Source organism: Ruegeria sp. BG11 (assembly GCF_056538565.1).
The window spans coordinates 1-20,816 of record NZ_JBQFTH010000003.1; the positions used below are offsets into that span (position 1 = coordinate 1).

Below are 20,816 nucleotides of genomic sequence, written 5' to 3' on the forward strand. Positions count from 1 at the left end.
ATCGGAACGCTGTTATTCTCATAAAAACCGCTATCCGCGGTCTTAATGTCCAAATCCGTAAACGGTTCTTTAATCGACATCAATTTCCTCCCATTTTCATGTTTCTTGTAGACGTTGCACGCTGGAAAATCCGGTTTGCTGTCAGCCTATCTTCTTAAAGGGCCAAGACGAGACGGTCCGATTTTGCTCTGGATACACAGGTGCACAGAAAGCCGTTCGACGCTTGCTCTTCAGGGGTCAGAATGCCGTCCCGGTGGTCCACCTCACCTTCGACAACGTCCACCATGCACGACCCGCACAGACCTTCGGAGCAACCGAAATCCACGTGAACCCCGTTGGTTCTTAGGACGTCGAGAACTGTTTCATCCTTCGACACCTTGTAGACGGCGCCCGTCGACTGGACCTCGACTTCAAAGCTGTCATTGGGCGCGTGCTCGATATCGGAAGCAGCCGCAAAACGCTCAAAGTGGATGGCCCCACCGCGCAGAGCGCTGCCAGACTCGAGGACCGCGTTCAGCATCGGTTCCGGACCGCAAGTGTAGACATCAGCGCCCATCGGCATGGATTGCATGACAGCGGTCAAATCGAACTGCCCGTCTGTGTCGTCGCAATGCAGATGGTACCACTCATCCAGACCCAAAGCGCGAAACTTGTCATCCATCGCGGCTAGATCTTTGGATCGGACCAAGTAATAGACCCGGAAATCCTGGCCCCGATTCAGCAGCTCACGCGCCATCGCGACCATCGGGGTGGCACCAATACCGCCCGCGATGAGGGTCACGTGGCGATCATGGCTTTCAAGCTTGAAGTGGTTACGCGGACCTCCGATGGCGAGCTCGACGCCCTGTTCCAAGGCGTGCATGGCCAGTGAGCCACCGCGACCACCATCCTCGCGCTTGACAGCGACGTTCAGGGTGCGACCGTCCTGGCTCCAACTCCAGAGAGAATACTGACGCACCAGATCGTCACCAAGGTGGATATCCACGTGCGCGCCGGGTTCAAGTCCGGTGAAACGCCCCTGTTCGATTTCAAAGCAGAAATCCGAAGTGTCCGAACTGAGTTCAGTTTTTCGGATCAGACGCGCTTTCTGAGTGTTCATCGGGCTACTCATCTTATCTTGCGCCGAAAAGAACCGCAGAAAGGCGGTCATTGTGTCGGCCTTGGTGTTGACTACTACCTGGCTTGGGTCGGGGCGCGCCTCGGAAGGACGGCAAAGGACTGGAATACCGCCCTTCGAGAAAGGCGGAACTTCATCGGGCGCAAAACTGCAGAAAAAAAGACAGTTTTCAATTGCAATATTTTTCGCACTCAGGTGAAGGTAGCTCAATCAAAAAAACCTCAGAGCCACGTATCCCTCATGTCGCGACGCCACTACAATCTACCTCCGCTTGCCTCGCTTTCTGCCTTCGAGGCTGCCGCCCGGCACCTCAGCTTCAAGGTTGCTGCAAGCGAATTGTCCGTCACGCCCGGCGCTGTCAGCCATCAGATCAAAGCATTGGAGACCGAGTTGGCATCCCCGCTTTTCATACGTAAACATCGCGGCGTTGAGCTGACCGAGGATGGCGCCGCGCTGCTAGAGGCACTGGGAAGTTCTTTCCTGAAAATCTCGAAAATTCTTGAGCAGATTCGCAGTGGGGATTCCGACAATCATGTCACCGTAGGGTCCACAACAGCAGTTGCCGCCTTGTGGCTTTCCCCGTCGGTCATTCGGTTTTGGCAGGACTATCCGCACGTAAAAGTGAACCAAATGGCCGAGGACACGTATTTCGCAGATCGTTCTGACGTGGACTTTTTCATTCGATACGGCAAAGACCCGAATGCCTCTCTGCCGCATACTAAGCTGTATCGGGATATCCTGACACCGGTTTGCAGCCCCGAACTGGCGGAAGAGCTCAAAGGGGCCAGCCTCCGGGACCTGACAGAACACCGCCTGATTCACCTTGCTACCAAACACAGCAACTGGACCACGTGGACGGACTGGTTTCAGGCGTTAGGGTTTAATGAAAGTATTCAGACGCAGGCGCGTGTCAGCAGCTATGCTCTGGCCCTGCAGGTCGCCAGAAAGGGCGCTGGCGTCGCCCTCGGCTGGAAGCGTTTGCTAAAACCCATGCTGGATTCCGGAAAACTTGTGGCTTTAGAGGATTTCAACATACCTGCGCCGCATAACTTCTATCTGGTTGAACGGGAAAACGATAGCCTGTCAGAAGGGGCGCTGGCCTTGAAGGAATGGCTGCTGAATGAGCTACAGGAGAATTCGGTTTAGCTCCCCTCATCCATTGGTTAGGATTTTTAGTATTGAATGCAGGGCCTCTGCGCTGCCAATGGAGACCCAGAAAAACGCCAATTCAATAGTCTTAGGAGTGACCGATGAACAAGCATGCACCGCTTTCGTCTGTTCTGACCCCGGTAAACACAGCAAAGGGGCTGCCAAACGCGCACTATATCGACCCTGAAGTGTTTGCCGAGGAACGCGACTCGGTCCTGTTTGCGAACTGGTCCGGGATCGGATTTGGCAAAGACATCCCCGAGGCAGGCGATGCCTATCCGATTGATTTCCTTGGTATGCCCCTGCTGATGGTCCGTGATCGCGACGGTCAGATTGGCGTGTTCCAGAACACCTGCCGCCACCGCGGCATGATCTTGGTCGACAAGCCTCAGAAAATCCGCGGCGCGATCCGTTGCCCCTATCACAGCTGGTGCTACGGCCTGAACGGCGAGCTGCGCACTGCCCCTCATGTCGGCGGTCCCGGCCAGAACACCCACGAAGATCTGGATTTCTCGGAACTGGGTCTGATCCGCATCCGTTCCTACGTCTGGCGCGACGTGATTTTTGTTAACGTCGACGGCAACGCCCCCGAGTTCGAAAAAGTTCACGGCGAGCTGATGGAGCGTTGGAAAGAGTTCGAACAGCCCATGTATCACGGCGGCGCAGGCGCGTCGGTCCGCCTTGAGCTGGATTCGAACTGGAAACTGGCGGTCGAAAACTTCTGCGAAAGCTACCACCTCCCTTGGGTTCACCCCGGTCTGAACAGCTATTCGCGTCTGGAAGACCACTACAACATCAACGAACTGGGCAAATACTCGGGTCAGGGCACCCTTGTATATCGTCAATTCGAAGGCGAAGACGGCTCGAAACTGGCTGATTTTGACGGCCTGAGCGAGAAGTGGCGCGAAGGCGCGGAATATATCGTGGTCTACCCGAACACCCTCTTGGGCGTTCAGCGCGACCACGGTTTTGCCTTCATCATCGACCCGATCACTCACGAGCGGTCGAACGAGCGGATTGAGCTGTACTATGCTCAGAAACCCGAAGACAGCCCCGAACACGCTGGCCTGCGCGCGCAAAACGCGTCGCTTTGGAAAACCGTGTTCGAAGAAGACGTCTTCGTGGTCGAAGGCATGCAGAAAGGCCGCCATGGCATCAAATTTGACGGTGGTCGCTTCTCGCCCGCGATGGACGGCCCCACCCATTGCTTCCACCATTGGGTTGCAACGCAGATCGAAAAGGCACGCGCGGAGGCATGACCACTTTTCTGAACGACGGCTTGGCCAGGAATTTCCTGGCCGGGTCGTGGATGGAGGGCGACAAGGGCGCCTCCATCGCAGTGGAAGATCCCGGCAACCAGGATCACGTGGCGGACTGCGCGCAGGCCGGTGAGGAATCGCTGGCTCTGGCGCTCGAGACCGCTCGAGCCTCGTTCGATCGGGGTGATCTGGCAGACATGATACCAGCCGAGCGCGGCCGTTTGATGATCCGCATCGCGCAGGAAATCCGCAACCTCGAGGATGAAGGGGCTGACTTGCTGTGCCGAGAGAGTGGTAAAACCCTGGACGCGGCCCGGGATGAGTTCATCGAGGCGGCTCAGTATTTCGAATACTACGGCGGCGTCGCGGACAAGATTGAGGGCAAGTCGATCCCTCTGGGTCCCGACTATGCTGATTTCACTGTATTTGAACCCTACGGCGTGTCGGCGCAGATCGTGCCGTGGAACTTTCCTGTTTCGATCGCCGGTCGTTCGCTCGCCCCATCTATGGCGGCGGGAAACTCGACTATCATCAAATCGTCCGAGCTGGAACCGCTTGCGCTGGCGATGCTGGGCGTTGCCTTGGAACGCGCCGAGGTGCCTGCCGGTGCGGTTTCGATCCTGAACGGTATCGGCTCGGATCTGGGCGCGAAACTGGTGGCAAGCTCGCAGGTGGATCAGATCGTCTTCACCGGATCGGTGCCGACCGGCCAGCATATCCTGCGCTCGGCCGCAGACAACGTGGTACCGTCGCTGATGGAGCTTGGCGGCAAATCCGCCGCTGTGGTCTTTGACGACGCGGATCTGGATATGCTGATGTCCAGCCTTCAAAGCGGTATTTTCTATAATGCCGGTCAGGTCTGCTCTGCCATGGCCCGCGTGTTGGTGCATCGTTCGATCTACGATCGGGCCGTGGAACGTGCGGCTGCGCTGGCCAATGGCCTAAGCGTCGGTCACGGGCTCGAGAACCCCGATCACACTCCGGTCGTGTCCAGCCTGCAGCTGCAGCGCGTGGAAGAGATCACCTCTACCGCCCGTCAGGACGGTGCGCGGGTAGCAGCCGGTGGCGCGCGACTGGATCGCAATGGGTATTTCATGGCTCCTACCATTCTGGCTGATGTCGACCCCGCCAGCCGCATCGCGCAGGAGGAGGTCTTTGGCCCGGTCACCTGCTTTACGCCCTTCGATACCGAAGAGGAAGCCGTCGCCATGGCCAATGGCACCGAATTCGGGTTGGTCGCGGGCGTCTTCACGCGCGATCTCGCCCGCGCCCATCGGGTGGCGCGCAAATTGCGGGCGGGTCAGGTTTTCGTCAACGAATGGTTCGCCGGAGGTGTCTCAACCCCGTTCGGCGGCGTCGGCAAATCCGGCTTCGGTCGCGGAAAGGGGCTCGAGGCGCTCTACAACTATGTTCGCACCAAAAACATCGCCATTTCGCTAAAGGGATAGCCATGGATCGCGAAGCCTTAGACCGTGAACTGCTAGAGGCACATGCCAATTGCGACCAAGAGGCGCTTGTGCGCCTGTACACGATTGCCGCCGACGAACGAGAGCTGGCCCAGGACATTGATGCCGCCTGTTTCTATCTAACCCATGCCTTCGTCTTTGCACTGGAATCCGGCCACCCAGAGGCAAGCAATCTGAACAAACGGCTGGCTGACTATGGCCGCGCCCACAGACTGGAGTTCTGAGCAATGTCGGCAAACTCTAAGTGAATTTGTACGCGGCACCGGCGGTGCCCGTATCCCCAAGAAGTGAATGCAGGCTGCATCTCTGGTCAAACAGGGTTCTCAGTTGACGCGTTTAGAACAGTTATGGGTCTGAATCGCCATATTCTTAACGAAAGACCGGTTCTGACATGACACAGCAAATCAGGAAGATGAAATGCGCGAAGAAGCACAGGCGGTAGTTATCGGCGGCGGGGTGATCGGTTGCTCGATCCTCTACCATTTGGCCAAATTGGGATGGTCCGATGTGGTCCTGCTGGAGCGGGATGAGTTGACCTCTGGCTCAACCTGGCATGCGGCAGCCAACATTCACGGTCTGCATGACAGCACCAATATCAGCCGCATCCAGCACTATACGATGAACCTGTATAACTCGCTGGAGGAAGAAACCGGCCAAAGCTGCGGTGTCTTCCAGCCCGGCTCGCTGTATCTGGCTCAGACTGAAGAGCGGGAACATCAGCTGAAGCTGCAGGCGGCCAAAGCCAAGCTCTATGGCATGAATTTCTATGAGATCAGTATTGAAGAGGCGCAAAAGCTGAACCCGCTGGTCAATTACGAAGGCATCCGTTGCGTGATGTTCGAGCCCGATGGCGGCAACGTTGACCCGTCGGGCGTGACCAACGCCTATGCGGTCGGTGCCCGCCAGCGCGGCGCCGAAATCCATCGTTTCACGCCCGTCACCGCGACCGAACAGCAGGGAGACGGCACGTGGATCGTCAAAACGCCCAAAGGTGACATCAAAACGCCTTGGGTCGTGAACGCGGCAGGCCTCTGGGGCCGCGAAGTCGCCAAGCTGGCTGGCATCGAGTTGCCGCTGCAGCCCACCGAACACCAGTATTTCGTGACCGAGGGGATGTCTGACGTCGAAGGCCACGGCACCCGCCTGCCCTCAGTCTCAGACCGCGATGGAGAGTACTATCTGCGTCAGGAAGGTAACGGCCTGCTGGTCGGCGCTTATGAAAAGGACATGAAATTCTGGGCCGAGGAAGGCACACCTCTGGATTTCGCTCATGACCTCTTCCCCGACGATCTGGAGCGGATCGAAGAGAATATGATGAACGCGATCGAACGCCTGCCCGCAGTGGGCGAGGCCGGGATCAAGCGCGTCATCAACGGCCCGATGATCTGGTCTCCGGACTCCAACGTGCTGATGGGGCCAGTACCTGAGGTGGATGGTTATTTCTGCTGCAACGGCATCATCCCCGGGTTCTCGCAATCGGGTGGCATGGGCCTGATGGCGGCGCAGTGGATCATCGAAGGTGAAACCCAATACGACATGTTCGCGTGGGACATAGCGCGCTTTGACACCTGGGCCACCAAGGAATTCACCAAGGCCAAGGTTCAGGACCAATACGCGCACCGTTTCGCCATTCACTTCCCGAACGAAGAACGCAGCGCTGGCCGCCCTGCCCGCGTGCGTCCGATCTACGAGACGCAGAAAGCCATGGGCGCTGTCTTTGGCCTGAACGTCGGTTGGGAACACCCGCTGTGGTTCGCTGATGAGCCGGGTGTCGTGGATAAAAACGGCTTCACTCGTCAAAACTGGTGGGCCCCGGTTGGTGAAGAATGCAAAATGCTGCGCGAGCGTGCGGGCATCATCGATATTTCGAACTTTGCCAAATACATCTGCAAAGGCCCCGGTGCTGCGGATTGGCTAAATGCTGTCTTCGCCAACAACATGCCCAAGGCTATCGGCCGGTCGTGTCTAACGCCGCTGATCTCGAAACGCGGCGGTATTGCCGGGGACTTCACCGTTACCCGCGTGGCCGAGGATGAGTTCTGGGTCATTGGATCGGGTATGGCGGAACGCTATCACAAGCGCTTCTTCAAGCAGGTCCCCCTGTCCGAAGGCACCACATTTGAAAGCCACACCGAGGCCATGTGTGGCTTCAACGTGGCTGGTCCGCAATCGCGCGAGATCCTGCAGCGGCTGACCAACACGTCGCTGGCGAATGAGGACTTCCCCTTCATGCGCTCGGCCAAAATCGAGCTGGCAGGCGTTGAACTTCTGGCCCTGCGTGTCTCCTTCACCGGCGATCTGGGGTGGGAGCTGCACTGCAAGACCGAAGACCAGGCGCGCCTATATGATGCTCTGCTTGAGGCGGGCAAAGAATTCGGCGCAGGACCTGTTGGCAGCCGTGCCCTGATGTCGATGCGCGTGGAAAAGGGCTATGGCTCCTGGAGCCGCGAATACAGCCCCGAATACTGGCCGCATGAGGTGGGTCTAGACCGTCTGTGCAAGTTCGAGAAAGACTTCCTCAACAAAGACGCCGCCCAGAAAGTTCTGGAAAACCCTGCACGTGAACAGCTTGTCCTGCTGCATCTGGATGAGGCCGACGTGACGGCCTCCAACGCGGACGCCACTGGTGGTGAGCCGATTTTCAAGGACGGCGAAGGCATCGGTCGGGTCACCTCGGGCACTTATGGCTATACCGTGGGCATGTCACTGGCCTTGGGTTACGTCAAAAACGCCCAACCCGGAGACGAAGTTGAGGTTATGGTTCTGGGCCAACCTCACAAAGCCACCATCCTGCACGAGCCGCCCTTTGACGCGGCGGGCAAAGTCCTTCGGGGCTAAACTTTAGACAATCATGTCAAAGCCAGTCCTTTTCTCGGCTGGCTTTTTCACTGTGCGTTTAAGTCGCGTGGCACCGCAAAGGCGCGTTCGATCCAGCTAAGCGCAAGCAGATTTCAGACAAACAAATGGCCAGCACCCCAAATGCTGGCCATTTTCGAGTGAGTGATAGGCCCGAAGGCCTCACCGGTGAATCTCTTGTCTTGGACAAGTTATCAAGCGGGGACGGATCAGTGTATTGGGGGAATCCCGTAGATCATGCAGTTTTAATCATGTCTTGCGGGCAAAGCTTCGCAACAGTTTGAAGCAAAAGAAAAAACTGGTTGGGTTTCCGCACCAGTGGGAAGGACCCGCGCCACTAGGGCGCGGGTCGTTTTCTTAGCCGATAATGGCGTTCAGCGTCGCACTCGGACGCATTACAGCAGCGGTTTTGGCGGGATCGGTGTGGTAGTACCCACCCAGATCGGCAGCCCCGCCCTGGGCCGAGGCAAACTCACCCAAAATCTGCTCTTCCTTGTCGGCCAGAGCACTTGCAAGCGGGGCAAATTCAGCTGCCAGTTCCGCATCATCCGACTGCGCGGCCAACGCTTCGGCCCAATAGCGCGCGAACCAGTAGTGGCTGTCACGGTTGTCCGGCTGGCCGACCTTACGGCTAGGGGACCGGTCGTTGTCCAAAATGCCCTGCGTTGCAGCTTCGGCTGCCGCACCCAGAACACCCGCCTTGGCGTTGCCCTTGCTGTCGGCGAGGAAGTTCAGCGATTCACCCAGTGCGCAGAACTCACCCATCGAATCCCAACGCAGGTGGTTTTCTTCGACCAGCTGCTGCACGTGCTTCGGAGCGGAGCCGCCTGCACCGGTCTCGAACAGACCACCGCCGTTCATCAGTTTGACGATCGACAGCATCTTGGCCGAGGTGCCCAGCTCGAGGATCGGGAACAAGTCAGTCAGATAGTCCCGCAGCACGTTGCCGGTGATGGCGATGCTGTCATTTCCGGCGGTGATCGTCTCCAGCGATTGGCGGGTCGCCTCACGCGGAGCCATGATCATGAATTTATCCGCAACACCAGCCGCTTCCAGCGCGGGCTTAACATATTGGATCAACTCGGCATCATGGGCGCGGTTTGCGTCAAGCCAGAAGATCGCCTCGGACCCGCTCAGGCGCTGACGATCCATCGCCAGTTGGATCCAGTTCTCGATGGGCGCTTTCTTCACAGTGCAGGCCCGCCAGATATCTCCGGCCTCGACCTCATGCGAATGCAGCGTTTCGCCATTGGCCAGAACAACGCGGATTGTGCCATTTGCAGGTGCCTGGAACGTGGTCGGGTGCGAGCCGTACTCTTCGGCCTTTTGAGCCATCAGGCCAACGTTGGCCACCGCACCAGCAGTGGCCGGGTTCAGCGCGCCATTGGCTTTGAAGAAATTGATGGATTCGTCATAAACCGACGCGTAGCAGCGATCAGGAATCACGCAATTGGTGTCGCCTTTGGCTCCGGTTTCATCCCAGCCTTTGCCACCTGCGCGGATAACGGCGGGCATCGAGGCGTCGATGATCACGTCGGACGGAACATGCAGGTTGGTAATACCACGGTCCGAGTCGACCATATACATGGACGGACGGTCACCCTTGATCGCGTCGATGGCGGCCACGATGTCGGCATTGTCCTTCACGCGGTCCAGCAGATCACCCAGGCCCGAGTTAGGGTTGACACCCAGGGCCTCAAGCTCTGCGCCAAATTTCTCGAATACCGGAGCCAGCCACGCACGCACGGCATAGCCGAAGATGATCGGGTCGCTGACCTTCATCATCGTCGCCTTCATGTGCAGCGAGAACATGGTGCCGTCTTTCTTGGTGTCCTCGATGGCATCGGCCAGGAAGGCCGACAACGCTTTGACCGACATGAAGGTCGCATCGGCAACGGTTCCCTCTTCCAGCGGCCAGCCGTCTTTCAGCACGGTCACGCTGCCATCTTTGCCGACAAATTCGATCTTCGCGTCACCGGCTTGCGCTGCGGTGATCGTCGCCGATTTCTCATTGGCGTAGAAATCGTTGCCGGACATTGAGGATACTTTGGTCTTACTGTCCGAGACCCATTCCCCCATCGAATGAGGGTTCTTCTGGGCGTAGTTCTTCACCGCGCGCGCCGCACGGCGGTCGCTGTTGCCTTCGCGCAGAACCGGGTTCACAGCCGAGCCTTTGATCGCGTCATAGCGCGCGCGGATCGCCTTTTCTTCGTCACTCGAAGGCTCTTCGGGGTAGTTCGGGATGTCGTATCCCTGCGACTGCAGCTCTTCGATAGCGGCCACAAGCTGAGGAACCGAGGCCGAGATGTTAGGCAGTTTGATCACGTTGGCGTCGGGCGTTTTTACCAGATCGCCCAACGCGGCCAGATCATCGGTGATGCGTTGCGCGTCGGTCAGCTTTTCCGGGAAGGTCGAAATGATACGGCCTGCAAGCGAAATATCTTTGGTGCCAACGCTGACACCCGCCGCCGAGGCGAATTTGCGAATGATGGGCAGGAATGAGGCGCTGGCCAGCTCGGGCGCTTCGTCTACAATGGTATACAATATGTCGAAGTTCGATTTATCTGCCATATTCTTTCACCTTTTTTAAGCCTTTAAGGGGCAATCGCTGCAAGAGTTTGGGCCGCTTTATTGCGGCGCGGGAGGGGCGCGAATGACATAACACCCCTGAGTGACTCTGATTTGACAGGGCTTCCCTTAAATCAGGTTTGCGTTGGGATCAATCGTCTACTGGGGGCGCAAATTGCCACGGTTGAGGAAAAACACGCCAATCGGCTTTTGATTGCGCACCTTTCAGCGCCCAACGCCCCAAGTATCACTTAACCGATATCCGCCGGGCCAAGGGTCATCCGGGTCCAGCATGTGCTGATGAACGCCGGTGATCCAACCTCGGCCACTGATCTCGGGGATGATGGCCGCGCGGTCCCCGACCTTGGCGTCCTCGACAATCCGGCCGGTGAAACGGGATCCGATGATCGAAACGGCCTCGAAGGATTGACCAACCTTCATCTGCCCTTTCGCGGCCATCAGGGCCATGCGCGCCGAGACCGCCGTTCCCGTTGGCGAGCGGTCAACTTTGCCGGGCTGGATCGCAACAGCGGATTTCCCTGTGAGTCCGGTTTCGGTTGTCTTCAAAGGCCCGCAAAACGCGCAGAAAGAGATATGATCCCAAGCCGCGTTTTGCGGGTGGGTAAAGCCAAGCTGATCATTGGCGGCATTGGTGATGGCAACGCCCAGACGGGCAATGTCATGGGCCTCGGCCTCGACAATTTCGAACCCTAAGGCCTCGGCATCGACCACCACGAAACTATCCCCTCCATAGGCCGTATCCACGGTAAGGGTGCCCACGCCCGGCACCTCCAGAAGGACCGCGATTTTGTCTGCAAAGCTTGGCAGGTTTTGCACATAGATACGCTGGGCTTTACCATCCCGACACTCTGCCCGGACCCGTACCAAACCGCCCGGAGCCTCGAGTGTCATATGCGTTTCCGGCTCTTGCATGGGAATGATGCCGCTGTCCAAAAGAACAGTGGAGACACAGATCGAGTTTGACCCCGACATGGGCGGCGTGTCTTCCGGCTCCATGATGATAAAGGCTGCTTCCGCCTGCGGATGTTTCGGAGGAACCAGCAGGTTGACATGGCGAAAGACGCCGCCTCGGGGTTCATTCAGCACGAAATTGCGCAAGCTCTGATCCTGCGCAATGAATGTGCGTTGATCCCACAGGGTTTCTCCGGGTGGTGGTTGCACGCCACCGACGATGACGTCGCCCACCTCGCCTTCCGCATGGGCCGAGATCACGTGGACGGTTTTGACGCTGCGCATGAGGCCTCTCTACTCGAAATGAGTCGGGCCGACTGGCCTCGTGTGAGCCAGTTCAGAGAACGACCCCGTTTCGGTCAAGCCTAAACCTGTACTCAGAACACCCCGGCTGAACTTGAACCGCTGCTACCTAAACCGAACGCCAGTCTCAGGGTCGAACACCATGGCACGTTCGGGTTGGACCGTGATCCCGATCTTCTCGCCTGTCGTGCTGCGTTGGTCATCCCGTTCTTCAACGATCAGCTTGTCGCCATTCGGGGTCAGAAGATAGGAATAGGACACGCCCCCAAGCGCCTCGGTCAAATCAACGGTGCAGGTATCGGCACTGCGGTCGATCTGGATGTGTTCGGGCCGCATGCCAAGGGTCACTTTGTTTACCCCAGCCGGAACTTGGGCCGATACCGGCAACGGTTGACCAAGGGCCGGATGCGTGACGTGGCCGTCTGCATAGTCGCATTCGAGAAAGTTCATCGCTGGCGAGCCGATGAAGCCCGCCACAAAGCGATTGTCCGGATCGCGGTACAGGTCCATCGGCGCGCCCACCTGCTCGATCCGGCCATCGCGCAACACGACGATTTTGTCGGCCATTGTCATCGCTTCGACCTGATCGTGGGTCACATAGATCATGGTGGCGCCGATCTCTTGATGCAGGCGTGCGATTTCGACCCGCATCTCAACCCGAAGCTCGGCATCTAGGTTGGAGAGCGGTTCATCGAACAGGAACACCTCGGGACCGCGCACAATCGCACGCCCGATGGCGACTCGCTGGCGTTGACCACCGGACAGGGCCTTGGGCTTGCGTTTCAAATATTGATCCAGTTTAAGAATGCTGGAGGCACCCTGAACCTTCTGGTCGATCTCTGCCTTGGGAACGCCATTCATGCGCAGGCCAAAACCCATATTCTCGGCGACCGTCATATGCGGGTACAAAGCGTAGGTCTGGAACACCATCGCCACGCCGCGTTTTGCCGGATCCATATGGGTCACTTCGCGCGCACCGATATGGATTTGGCCTTCCGAGGTTTCCTCGAGACCCGCGATCATCCGCAAAAGGGTGGACTTGCCGCAGCCCGAGGGGCCGACGAACACACAAAACTCACCGTCTTCGATTTCCAGATCAATCCCGTGGATCACCTGAGTCTGGCCGTAGCGTTTGATCGCCTGATTGAGCGTTACACCTGTCATGTCGATTGTATCCTGTTGTTCTGTCCATTCGGGCGGGTTTCAGGGAACCGCCAAGCCTGCGCCTCGGTTGCGATCTGGTCGGCAACGCGCCGCACCCGAGGAACCCAGGCCTCTAGTTGATTGAAATCCATCCGCCCGGTTGAACCGGTTACCGAAATCGCGCCCAAAACACGCCCGCCCGAGGTCAGAACGGGACAGGCAACGCAGATAATGCCGGGTTCATGCTCTTCGTCGTCGATCGCGTAGCCCCGTCTGCGAATCAGTTCCAAATCCGCCCGCAAATCCGCCTCGGAGGTCAGAGTCTTGTCCGTAAAACGGTGATAGCTTTGCTGCGATACGGCGCGATCCAGGGCAGGCTCATCCAGAAACGCCATCATCGCCTTGCCGACGCCCGTGCAATAGGCCGGGCCGACTTTGCCGGCCTGCGAGTACATCTCGACCGGCTGCGCAGCGTTGCGTTTGTCTACATATAGCACCTGATTGGAGTCCAGCTGCGCCAGATGCACCGTTTCCCCCGTCTCAGAGCTGAGCGTATCCAAAAACGGCCTCGCGATAGGGGCCAGAGAGCTTTGCGTCCACGCCGTATGCGCCAGACGGACCAGCCGCAGGCCCGGCGAATAGGTCTGGCGGTCTGGCTCATAGGCCAGCATGCCCTGATTGGTCAGCGATTGCAGAAAGCGATAGAGCGTCGCTTTGGGAAAGCTGCTGTTCTCCAGCAGTTCCGCGAACCGCACCGGGCGCTCGAACGAGGCCACGTGTTCCAGCACATCACATGCTTTGCCTATTGTTCCGTCACCAGCCACGGGTGTGTGTTCTCCTCCGTTTGACCGCCGTGTTTGCACGAGGGTCTTGACAAGACTAGCCGAGTCGATGTGTAGTTTTCAATATATAAAACACGGTTTCATTATTTGGAACCAAAATGGAAACTAAGGGAGGACACCATGCATTCCATGTTCAAGCGCACCGCCGCCGCACTGGCGGCGAGTGTGGCACTAGCTGCACCCGTCGCCGCCGAACTGACCGGCGAACTGCGCATCTTTCTTGACACCTCGAACCCGGCGCCGCGTGCGACGATGGAAGCGATGATCGCACAGTTTCAGGCCCAGCACCCGGATCTGGCCATTGAAACCACAGTGATCGACCGCGAGGCGTATAAGACGCAGATCCGCAACTTCCTGACGGCTGATACTCCGGATGTTGCTACATGGTATGCCGCAAACCGCATGAAGCCTTATGTTGAGGCGGGTCTGTTCGAAGATGTTTCGGACCTATGGGCCGAACCTGAGATCGCCGAAAACCTAGCCTCGACCAAAGGTGCGATGACCCTTGATGGTAAGCAGTGGGGCGTGCCCTATACCTACTATCAGTGGGGTGTTTACTACCGCAAAGACATCTTTGATGAGCTGGGCCTGACCGAGCCGACCACCTGGGAAGAAGAACTGGCGAACTGCCAGAAGATCATCGACTCGGGCCGCGCCTGCTATACCATCGGGACCAAGTTCCTGTGGACCGCCGGCGGCTGGTTTGACTATCTGAACATGCGCACCAACGGGTTCGACTTCCACAACCAGCTCGCCAATGGTGAAATCAGCTGGGAAGACGATCGCGTCAAGCAGACCTTCGCCAACTGGAAGCAGCTGGTCGACATGGGTGCCTTCATCGACAACCACCAGACCTATAGCTGGCAGGAAGCCCTGCCCTTCATGGTGAACGGAGATGCGGCCGCCTATCTGATGGGCAACTTTGCCGTTGCACCTCTGCGCGAAGCGGGTCTGACCGACGATCAGCTGGACTTCTACCAGTTCGTCGCGATCAACCCTGATGTTGAACTGGCCGAGGACGCCCCGACCGATACGTTCCACATCCCTGCCAACGCTTCGAACAAGGAAGCCGCGCGCGAGTTCCTGCGTTTTGTCGTGTCTCCGGACGTCCAGACCGAAATCAACAATGGCTCAAACCTGGGTCAGCTTCCGGTCAACGCGCAATCCTCGGTGGATGATGACAAGTTCTTGCAGCAAGGGTTCACCATGCTATCCTCGAACAGCCCCGGCGGTGTCGCACAGTTCTGGGATCGTGACGCTCCGGCGGAAATGGCCAAGGTCTCTATGGAAGGCTTCCAGGAATTCATGGTCAAGCCCGACAATCTGGACAAAATTCTGGCCAAGCTGGAACGCGCTCGTAGCCGTATCTACGACAACTGATCTGGCAGGGGCCGGGTAAAAAACCCGGCCTACGCCTTCCTCAAATGCAAGGCGAGCTTCAACTCGCCTTCGCCCCCAGATCCGAGATAGCCCATGTTAGCCGTCGACACACCGGAACAGGAAAGCTGGTTCCATCGCAACCAACAACGCATCGCGCCCTGGCTCTTCCTTGCGCCGGGCCTGTTGTTCTTCATGGTCTATGTGATCATCCCGGTCTTTCAGTCCTTCAACCTGTCACTCTATGAATGGGATGGGCTGGGCGCCGCAGAATATGTAGGATTCCGCAACTACGAGGACCTCTATTGGGAGTGGGTTGACCGCGACGCGTTCTACATCTCACTCAAGAACAACCTGATCTGGTTGATCCTGTATTTGGCAGCGATCCCGGCGGGCTTGTTCATCGCCCTGTTCCTGAACCAGACAGTCTGGGGCATTCGACTCTACAAGTCTCTGTTTTTCTTTCCGTTCGTGATCTCTCAGGTCGTTGTTGGGCTGGTTTTCACATGGTTCTACGATCCGACATTCGGGTTGCTGAACGAATTCCTGAGTTTCTTTGGCCTTGGTCCGCTGAATGTGCTGGGGGATGAAAAACTGGTCACATACGGCATCATCGTCGCCGGCCTGTGGCCGCAGACGGCCTATTGCATGATCCTGTATCTGACCGGCCTGAACGCCGTGGACCCCGAACAGATTGAAGCCGGACGACTGGACGGCGCAAAGGGAGGGCGGATGTTGTGGCACATCATCCTGCCGCAACTGCGCCCGGCCACGTTTATCGCCTTTGTCGTGACGATCATTGGCGCTCTGCGGTCCTTCGACCTGATCTCAATCATGACGCAGGGCGGGCCTTTCGGGTCGTCCCGCGTGCTGGCCTACTACATGTTTGAGGTCGCCCTGTCTGAATACGGCTTCCGCATGGGATATGGCGCCGCCATCGCTGTGATCCTGTTCCTCATCATGCTGTGCTTCATCGCCTACTTCCTGTGGTCGATGTACCGCGAAGAAAGGGGGCACTGAGATGTTTCCCAAACCCATCGAAAAACAACCCCGCGCGGCGCAGATCACTTATCAGGCTATGCTGCCCTTTGCCCTTCTTCTGTGGCTAGGCCCCTTGCTTGCAGTTGCCTTGTTCTCAATCAAGCCCGAGGCGGATTTCACCAACGCAAACTACTGGGGCTTGCCGTCCCGATTTGAAGGCGCGGTCAACTATGGACAGGTCTTCTTCAACTCGGACATGCCGCGATATCTGCTGAACTCGTTCATGATCACAATCCCAACGGTGATCGGAGCGGTTGCACTCAGCTGCATGACAGGGTTCGCGCTGGGGATCTACAAATTCAAGTCGAACCTGTGGATCTTCTTCATGTTCGTGGCGGGCAACTTTGTCCCGTTCCAGATCCTTATGGTTCCGGTCCGCGACCTGACTTTGGAGCTTGGCCTCTACAATACCAAAACCGGTCTGGTCTTGTTCCACATCGCGTTCCAGACCGGGTTCTGTACACTGTTCATGCGAAATTTCATCCGCGCGCTGCCTTTTGAGCTGATCGAAGCCGCCCGGGTCGAGGGCATCAGCGAGGTCCGTATCTTTTGGTACGTCGTCCTGCCCCTGATGAAACCCGCTATCGCAGCGCTGAGCGTGTTGATCTTCACCTTCATCTGGAACGACTATTTCTGGGCCGTGGTCCTGACTCAAGGGGCTGAAAGCCAGCCTGTGACCGCCGGGATCACCAGTTTCAACGCGCAGTACCGTGCGGCCTACCAACTGATGAGCGCGGGTTCCCTCGTTGCCGCCTTGCCGCCCGTGGCCATGTTCTTCCTGATGCAGAAACACTTCATCGCGGGTTTGACCCTTGGAGCTGTTAAATAACGCCAAACGAGAGTTTTGCAAAATGACCAAAATCACCTTTATCGGCGCGGGTTCCACGATCTTCATGCGCAATATCGTGGGCGACGCGCTGCTGACCCCTGCCCTCGCCGACAGCCATTTCGCGCTGATGGATATCGACCCGCAGCGCCTGGCCGAAAGTGATACCGTGGCGCGGGCCATGATCCGTTCAGTGGGCACCGGAGCAACGGTGACCACCCACACCGACCGCCGCGCGGCGTTAGAGGGGGCTGATTTCGTCATCACCGCCTTTCAGGTCGGCGGGTATGAACCCTGCACGGTGACGGATTTCGAGATCCCCAAGCAATACGGGTTGCGCCAGACCATCGCAGATACGCTCGGGATCGGAGGGATCATGCGCGGGCTACGCACCGTTCCAGTTCTGTGGGGCGTGGCACAGGATATGATGCAGCTCTGCCCCAACGCGACGCTGTTGCAATATGTGAATCCGATGGCGATCAACACCTGGGCTCTGGCCGAGCAATTCCCGGACCTGAAACATGTCGGCCTGTGCCATTCGGTCCAGAATACAGTCGAAGAACTTGCCCATGATCTGGACCTGCCCAAGGATGAGATCCGCTACAAGGTCGCAGGCGTGAACCATGTGGCCTTCTTCCTGCGGCTGGATCATCAGGGCCGCGACCTCTACCCCGCATTACGCCGAGGCTATGCGCACGGTACTCTGCCGAAACCACCTCTGTTGATGCCACGCTGCCCCAACAAGGTGCGGTACGAGGTGATGGACCACTTGGGCTACTTCTGCACCGAGAGTTCGGAACATCTGGCAGAATATGTGCCGTGGTTCATCAAGGACGGTCGGCAAGACCTGATTGAACAGTTCTCGATTCCGCTGGATGAATACCCAACCCGCTGTGTCGAGCAGGTCGCGGATTGGAAAGAACAGGCTAAGACACTTACAGACGGGCGCGATGTCTCGGTTATTCGCAGCCACGAATTCGCGGCGGACCTGATGAACGCCGTCGTCACGGACACGCCCTATACGGCCTATGGAAACCTGCCCAATACGGGTCAGATCCCGCAATTGCCCTTGGGCGCTGCGGTGGAAACCCCTTGTCTGGTCGATTCAAACGGCGTTCAGCCCTCGGTCGTTACCGACATACCGCCGCAGTTGGTGGCGTTGATGCGCACCCAAATCAACGTGCAAGAACTGACCGTCCGGGCGCTGACCGAGCAAAACGCCGAATACATTTACCATGCCGCTATGATGGATCCGCATACCGCGGCCGAACTGGACCTGCGCCAAATCCGAAGCCTTGTCACGGACCTTCTGACTGCACATTCGGACTGGCTGCCCGACTGGTGCCGCCCGCTCCGCGCCGCATGATCTTCAATTTTTCATGAACCGCAATTCCAACGCCAGCTAAAGAACCAAAGCCAGAATGACAAAGAAACGCCGCTCATCTCATTGGTACGGAAAACTCGACAAAGACGGGTTCATCCACCGTTCCTGGATGAAAAACCAAGGCTTCCCCGATCATGCCTTTGACGGGCGGCCCATCATTGGCATCTGCAACACCTGGTCGGAACTGACGCCCTGCAACTCGGGCTTGCGAGATCTGGCCGAAGGCGTGAAGCGCGGTGTGTGGGAGGCCGGAGGCTTCCCGGTCGAATTCCCGGTCATGTCGCTGGGCGAGACCCAGATGAAGCCCACCGCCATGCTGTTCCGCAATCTGCTGGCCATGGATGTTGAGGAATCCATCCGCGCCTATGGCATTGACGGCGTTGTCCTGCTGGGCGGGTGTGACAAGACCACGCCGGGGCAGCTGATGGGCGCGGCCTCGGTCGATCTGCCCTCGATCGTGGTAAGTTCCGGGCCGATGCTGAACGGCAAGTTCAAAGGCAAGGATATCGGATCGGGCACCGATGTCTGGAAGTTCTCTGAAGAAGTCCGCGCAGGCGAAATGACGCTGCAGGATTTCATGAAAGCTGAATCCGGCATGTCACGCAGCGCCGGAGTTTGTATGACGATGGGTACGGCCTCAACCATGGCCTCGCTGGTCGAAGCGATGGGCATGTCCCTGCCCACCAACGCCGCACTGCCCGCGGTTGACGCCCGCCGCATGGCACTGGCACACCTGACCGGCAAGCGGATTGTCGAGATGGTGGACGAAGACCTCAAGCCTTCGGACATCCTGACCAAAGAAGCGTTCGAGAATGCCATTCTGGCAAACGCCGCCGTAGGTGGCTCGACCAACGCCGTGGTTCACCTGCTGGCGCTGGCAGGTCGGGTTGGTGTGGATCTGACGCTAAAGGACTTTGAAATCGGCTCCGAGATTCCCCTGTTGGTCAACTGCATGCCGTCTGGCAAATATCTGATGGAGGACTTCTGCTACGCGGGCGGCGTGCCTGTGGTTCTGAATGAAATCAAGTCCTTCCTGCGCCCTGCCAAGACAGTTCTGAACAAAGATATCTCGGCTCACTACGACGGGGCAGAATGCTACAACCCCGATGTGATCCGCCCCTTCGATGACCCGGTGAAGCCCGCAGCCGGTCTGCGCGTTCTGCACGGCAACCTTGCGCCGAACGGGGCGATCGTAAAACCTTCGGCAGCAACGGATGAGTTGCTGGAAACCGAGGCCGAAGCCTTTGTTTTCGAAAACATCGAAGACTTGAAGGCCAATATCGACCGCGAAGACCTGCCTGTGACGCCCGAGACCATTCTGGTTCTCAAAGGGTGCGGGCCCAGGGGCTATCCCGGCATGCCCGAGGTCGGTAACATGCCGATCCCTGCCAAGTTGGTGAAAGAAGGCGTGCGCGACATGATCCGCATTTCGGACGCGCGCATGTCGGGCACAGCCTTCGGTACTGTCATCCTACATGTCAGCCCCGAGGCGCAGGCCGGTGGCACTCTGGCGCTGGTCAAGACCGGCGACCGCATCCGCGTCTCAGCCAGCAAGGGAGAGCTTGAGCTGCTGGTCAATGAGGCGGAACTCGACACCCGCCGCGCGGCCTGGCAACCGGAGGCACCGCATTACACGCGCGGCTACGCCCGACTTTACATCGACCACGTACTGCAAGCCGATCAGGGCGCTGACCTTGATTTCCTTGTCGGCAAAGACACACGCCTCGTTACAAGAGAGAGCCACTAATGGACCAACCTGCTGTATTCCAGGACCTGCAAGGGGCCTCAGTCTATATCACCGGCGGCGGCTCGGGCGTTGGCGCTTCGCTGACCGACGGGTTCATGGCGCAAGGGGCCAACGTGGCCTTCATCGGTCGATCGGACGCAAGCGCCTTCGTGGAAGAAATGCGTGCCAAACACGGTCGCGCGCCCTTGTTCATGCAAGGCGATATGACCGATACGGAACTGTTGCACGCCACCATGCAAAAGGCCGCCGAGGCCCATGGACCAATCAAAGTGCTGGTCAATAACGCCGCCAACGATCAGCGCCACTCACTGGATGAGACTACCTCTGAATTCTGGGACTGGATGATCGAGGTGAACCTCAAGGCCTACTACTTCGCCTGTCAGGAAGCCGCACGCCAGATGGAGAATGGCGGCTCGATCATCAATTTCAGCTCGATTAGCTACATGATGGGCAACGCAGGCTATCCGATCTATACCACCTCTAACGCCGGCATCACCGGCATGACCCGCTCGCTGGCGCGTGAGCTTGGACCGAAAGGCATCCGCGTCAACGCGTTGGCCCCAGGTTGGGTTCTCACGCAAAAGCAGATGGACATGTGGGCCACGCCCGAAGACCTCGCCGCACATTTGGATCGCCAATGCCTTAAAGAACATCTAAAGCCCGACGACATGATCGGACCCACCTTGTTTCTGGCCTCGGACGCCAGCCGCGCCATGACCGGACAGTGCATGGTTGCTGATGGTGGCGTCGTGGTAACGGGGTAGAA

16 protein-coding genes are annotated in these 20,816 nt (G+C 58.0%); 11 read left to right on the top strand and 5 right to left on the bottom strand.

What is annotated here, in order from left to right:
* Positions 1–154: 154 nt before the first annotated feature.
* Positions 155–1,099 (bottom strand): PDR/VanB family oxidoreductase, encoded by a 945-nt coding sequence (locus ACR0JF_RS06125; protein WP_170659252.1) that lies wholly within the window; start codon positions 1,097–1,099, stop codon positions 155–157.
* Between the two features lie 258 nt (positions 1,100–1,357).
* Between ACR0JF_RS06125 and ACR0JF_RS06130 the strand changes: the two genes are divergently transcribed.
* The 5 genes from ACR0JF_RS06130 to ACR0JF_RS06150 all read left to right on the top strand — a co-directional run bounded on the left by ACR0JF_RS06130 (position 1,358) and on the right by ACR0JF_RS06150 (position 7,829).
* On the top strand, positions 1,358–2,263 hold the full coding sequence (locus tag ACR0JF_RS06130) for a LysR substrate-binding domain-containing protein (protein WP_170659254.1): 906 nt from the start codon (positions 1,358–1,360) through the stop codon (positions 2,261–2,263).
* A 104-nt stretch (positions 2,264–2,367) separates the two neighbouring features.
* Positions 2,368–3,525 carry an aromatic ring-hydroxylating oxygenase subunit alpha gene (locus ACR0JF_RS06135; protein WP_170659255.1) on the top strand — a complete coding sequence of 386 codons (1,158 nt, stop codon included), beginning with the start codon at positions 2,368–2,370 and terminating at the stop codon, positions 3,523–3,525.
* Complete coding sequence (locus ACR0JF_RS06140; protein WP_170659256.1) at positions 3,522–4,973, top strand: aldehyde dehydrogenase family protein; 1,452 nt, start codon at positions 3,522–3,524, stop codon at positions 4,971–4,973. The genes ACR0JF_RS06135 and ACR0JF_RS06140 overlap by 4 nt, the downstream gene beginning before the upstream one ends.
* Before the next feature lie 2 nt (positions 4,974–4,975).
* A complete protein-coding gene (locus ACR0JF_RS06145) occupies positions 4,976–5,215 on the top strand; it encodes a hypothetical protein (protein WP_170463900.1) in 240 nt (79 codons plus the stop codon).
* 193 nt (positions 5,216–5,408) lie between these two features.
* Complete coding sequence (locus ACR0JF_RS06150) at positions 5,409–7,829, top strand: FAD-dependent oxidoreductase (RefSeq protein ID WP_170659257.1); 2,421 nt, start codon at positions 5,409–5,411, stop codon at positions 7,827–7,829.
* Positions 7,830–8,204: 375 nt separating this feature from the next.
* Here ACR0JF_RS06150 and ACR0JF_RS06155 read toward each other — a convergent pair whose 3' ends face one another.
* From ACR0JF_RS06155 to ACR0JF_RS06170, 4 genes are all read right to left on the bottom strand, one after another.
* Positions 8,205–10,418: an NADP-dependent isocitrate dehydrogenase gene (locus ACR0JF_RS06155; protein ID WP_170659258.1), complete on the bottom strand. Its 2,214-nt coding sequence runs from the start codon at positions 10,416–10,418 to the stop codon at positions 8,205–8,207.
* A 222-nt stretch (positions 10,419–10,640) separates the two neighbouring features.
* Positions 10,641–11,672: a trans-3-hydroxy-L-proline dehydratase gene (locus ACR0JF_RS06160; RefSeq protein ID WP_170659259.1), complete on the bottom strand. Its 1,032-nt coding sequence runs from the start codon at positions 11,670–11,672 to the stop codon at positions 10,641–10,643.
* A gap of 123 nt (positions 11,673–11,795) precedes the next feature.
* Positions 11,796–12,854 carry a sn-glycerol-3-phosphate ABC transporter ATP-binding protein UgpC gene (locus ACR0JF_RS06165; RefSeq protein WP_170659260.1) on the bottom strand — a complete coding sequence of 353 codons (1,059 nt, stop codon included), beginning with the start codon at positions 12,852–12,854 and terminating at the stop codon, positions 11,796–11,798.
* Positions 12,851–13,657 (bottom strand): IclR family transcriptional regulator, encoded by an 807-nt coding sequence (locus ACR0JF_RS06170; RefSeq protein WP_170659261.1) that lies wholly within the window; start codon positions 13,655–13,657, stop codon positions 12,851–12,853. Before ACR0JF_RS06170 ends, ACR0JF_RS06165 begins: the two co-directional genes overlap by 4 nt.
* A 138-nt stretch (positions 13,658–13,795) precedes the next feature.
* Here ACR0JF_RS06170 and ACR0JF_RS06175 point away from each other — a divergent pair, with 138 nt between their 5' ends.
* The 6 genes from ACR0JF_RS06175 to ACR0JF_RS06200 all read left to right on the top strand — a co-directional run bounded on the left by ACR0JF_RS06175 (position 13,796) and on the right by ACR0JF_RS06200 (position 20,814).
* On the top strand, positions 13,796–15,055 hold the full coding sequence (locus ACR0JF_RS06175) for an ABC transporter substrate-binding protein (protein WP_170659262.1): 1,260 nt from the start codon (positions 13,796–13,798) through the stop codon (positions 15,053–15,055).
* 93 nt (positions 15,056–15,148) lie between these two features.
* Positions 15,149–16,072 (top strand): carbohydrate ABC transporter permease, encoded by a 924-nt coding sequence (locus tag ACR0JF_RS06180; protein WP_170659263.1) that lies wholly within the window; start codon positions 15,149–15,151, stop codon positions 16,070–16,072.
* A 1-nt stretch (position 16,073) separates the two neighbouring features.
* Positions 16,074–16,922, top strand: coding sequence for a carbohydrate ABC transporter permease (locus ACR0JF_RS06185; RefSeq protein ID WP_170659264.1), 849 nt, complete (start codon positions 16,074–16,076; stop codon positions 16,920–16,922).
* 22 nt (positions 16,923–16,944) lie between these two features.
* Positions 16,945–18,285, top strand: coding sequence for an alpha-glucosidase/alpha-galactosidase (melA, locus tag ACR0JF_RS06190; RefSeq protein WP_170659265.1), 1,341 nt, complete (start codon positions 16,945–16,947; stop codon positions 18,283–18,285).
* A gap of 55 nt (positions 18,286–18,340) precedes the next feature.
* Entirely contained in the window at positions 18,341–20,050 is a 1,710-nt protein-coding gene (locus ACR0JF_RS06195; RefSeq protein ID WP_170659266.1) for an IlvD/Edd family dehydratase, read from the top strand.
* Complete coding sequence (locus tag ACR0JF_RS06200; protein WP_170659267.1) at positions 20,050–20,814, top strand: SDR family oxidoreductase; 765 nt, start codon at positions 20,050–20,052, stop codon at positions 20,812–20,814. Before ACR0JF_RS06195 ends, ACR0JF_RS06200 begins: the two co-directional genes overlap by 1 nt.
* The last annotated feature ends 2 nt before the right edge of the window (positions 20,815–20,816 follow it).

Bases quoted from the DNA above. Each gene is read 5' to 3' on its own strand.
- ACR0JF_RS06125 (WP_170659252.1), bottom strand. From the start codon at position 1,099: ATGAACACTCAGAAAGCGCGTCTGATCCGAAAAACTGAACTCAGTTCG.
- ACR0JF_RS06130 (WP_170659254.1), top strand. From the start codon at position 1,358: ATGTCGCGACGCCACTACAATCTACCTCCGCTTGCCTCGCTTTCTGCC.
- ACR0JF_RS06135 (WP_170659255.1), top strand. From the start codon at position 2,368: ATGAACAAGCATGCACCGCTTTCGTCTGTTCTGACCCCGGTAAACACA.
- ACR0JF_RS06140 (WP_170659256.1), top strand. From the start codon at position 3,522: ATGACCACTTTTCTGAACGACGGCTTGGCCAGGAATTTCCTGGCCGGG.
- ACR0JF_RS06145 (WP_170463900.1), top strand. From the start codon at position 4,976: ATGGATCGCGAAGCCTTAGACCGTGAACTGCTAGAGGCACATGCCAAT.
- ACR0JF_RS06150 (WP_170659257.1), top strand. From the start codon at position 5,409: ATGCGCGAAGAAGCACAGGCGGTAGTTATCGGCGGCGGGGTGATCGGT.
- ACR0JF_RS06155 (WP_170659258.1), bottom strand. From the start codon at position 10,418: ATGGCAGATAAATCGAACTTCGACATATTGTATACCATTGTAGACGAA.
- ACR0JF_RS06160 (WP_170659259.1), bottom strand. From the start codon at position 11,672: ATGCGCAGCGTCAAAACCGTCCACGTGATCTCGGCCCATGCGGAAGGC.
- ACR0JF_RS06165 (WP_170659260.1), bottom strand. From the start codon at position 12,854: ATGACAGGTGTAACGCTCAATCAGGCGATCAAACGCTACGGCCAGACT.
- ACR0JF_RS06175 (WP_170659262.1), top strand. From the start codon at position 13,796: ATGCATTCCATGTTCAAGCGCACCGCCGCCGCACTGGCGGCGAGTGTG.
- ACR0JF_RS06180 (WP_170659263.1), top strand. From the start codon at position 15,149: ATGTTAGCCGTCGACACACCGGAACAGGAAAGCTGGTTCCATCGCAAC.
- ACR0JF_RS06185 (WP_170659264.1), top strand. From the start codon at position 16,074: ATGTTTCCCAAACCCATCGAAAAACAACCCCGCGCGGCGCAGATCACT.
- melA (WP_170659265.1), top strand. From the start codon at position 16,945: ATGACCAAAATCACCTTTATCGGCGCGGGTTCCACGATCTTCATGCGC.
- ACR0JF_RS06195 (WP_170659266.1), top strand. From the start codon at position 18,341: ATGACAAAGAAACGCCGCTCATCTCATTGGTACGGAAAACTCGACAAA.
- ACR0JF_RS06200 (WP_170659267.1), top strand. From the start codon at position 20,050: ATGGACCAACCTGCTGTATTCCAGGACCTGCAAGGGGCCTCAGTCTAT.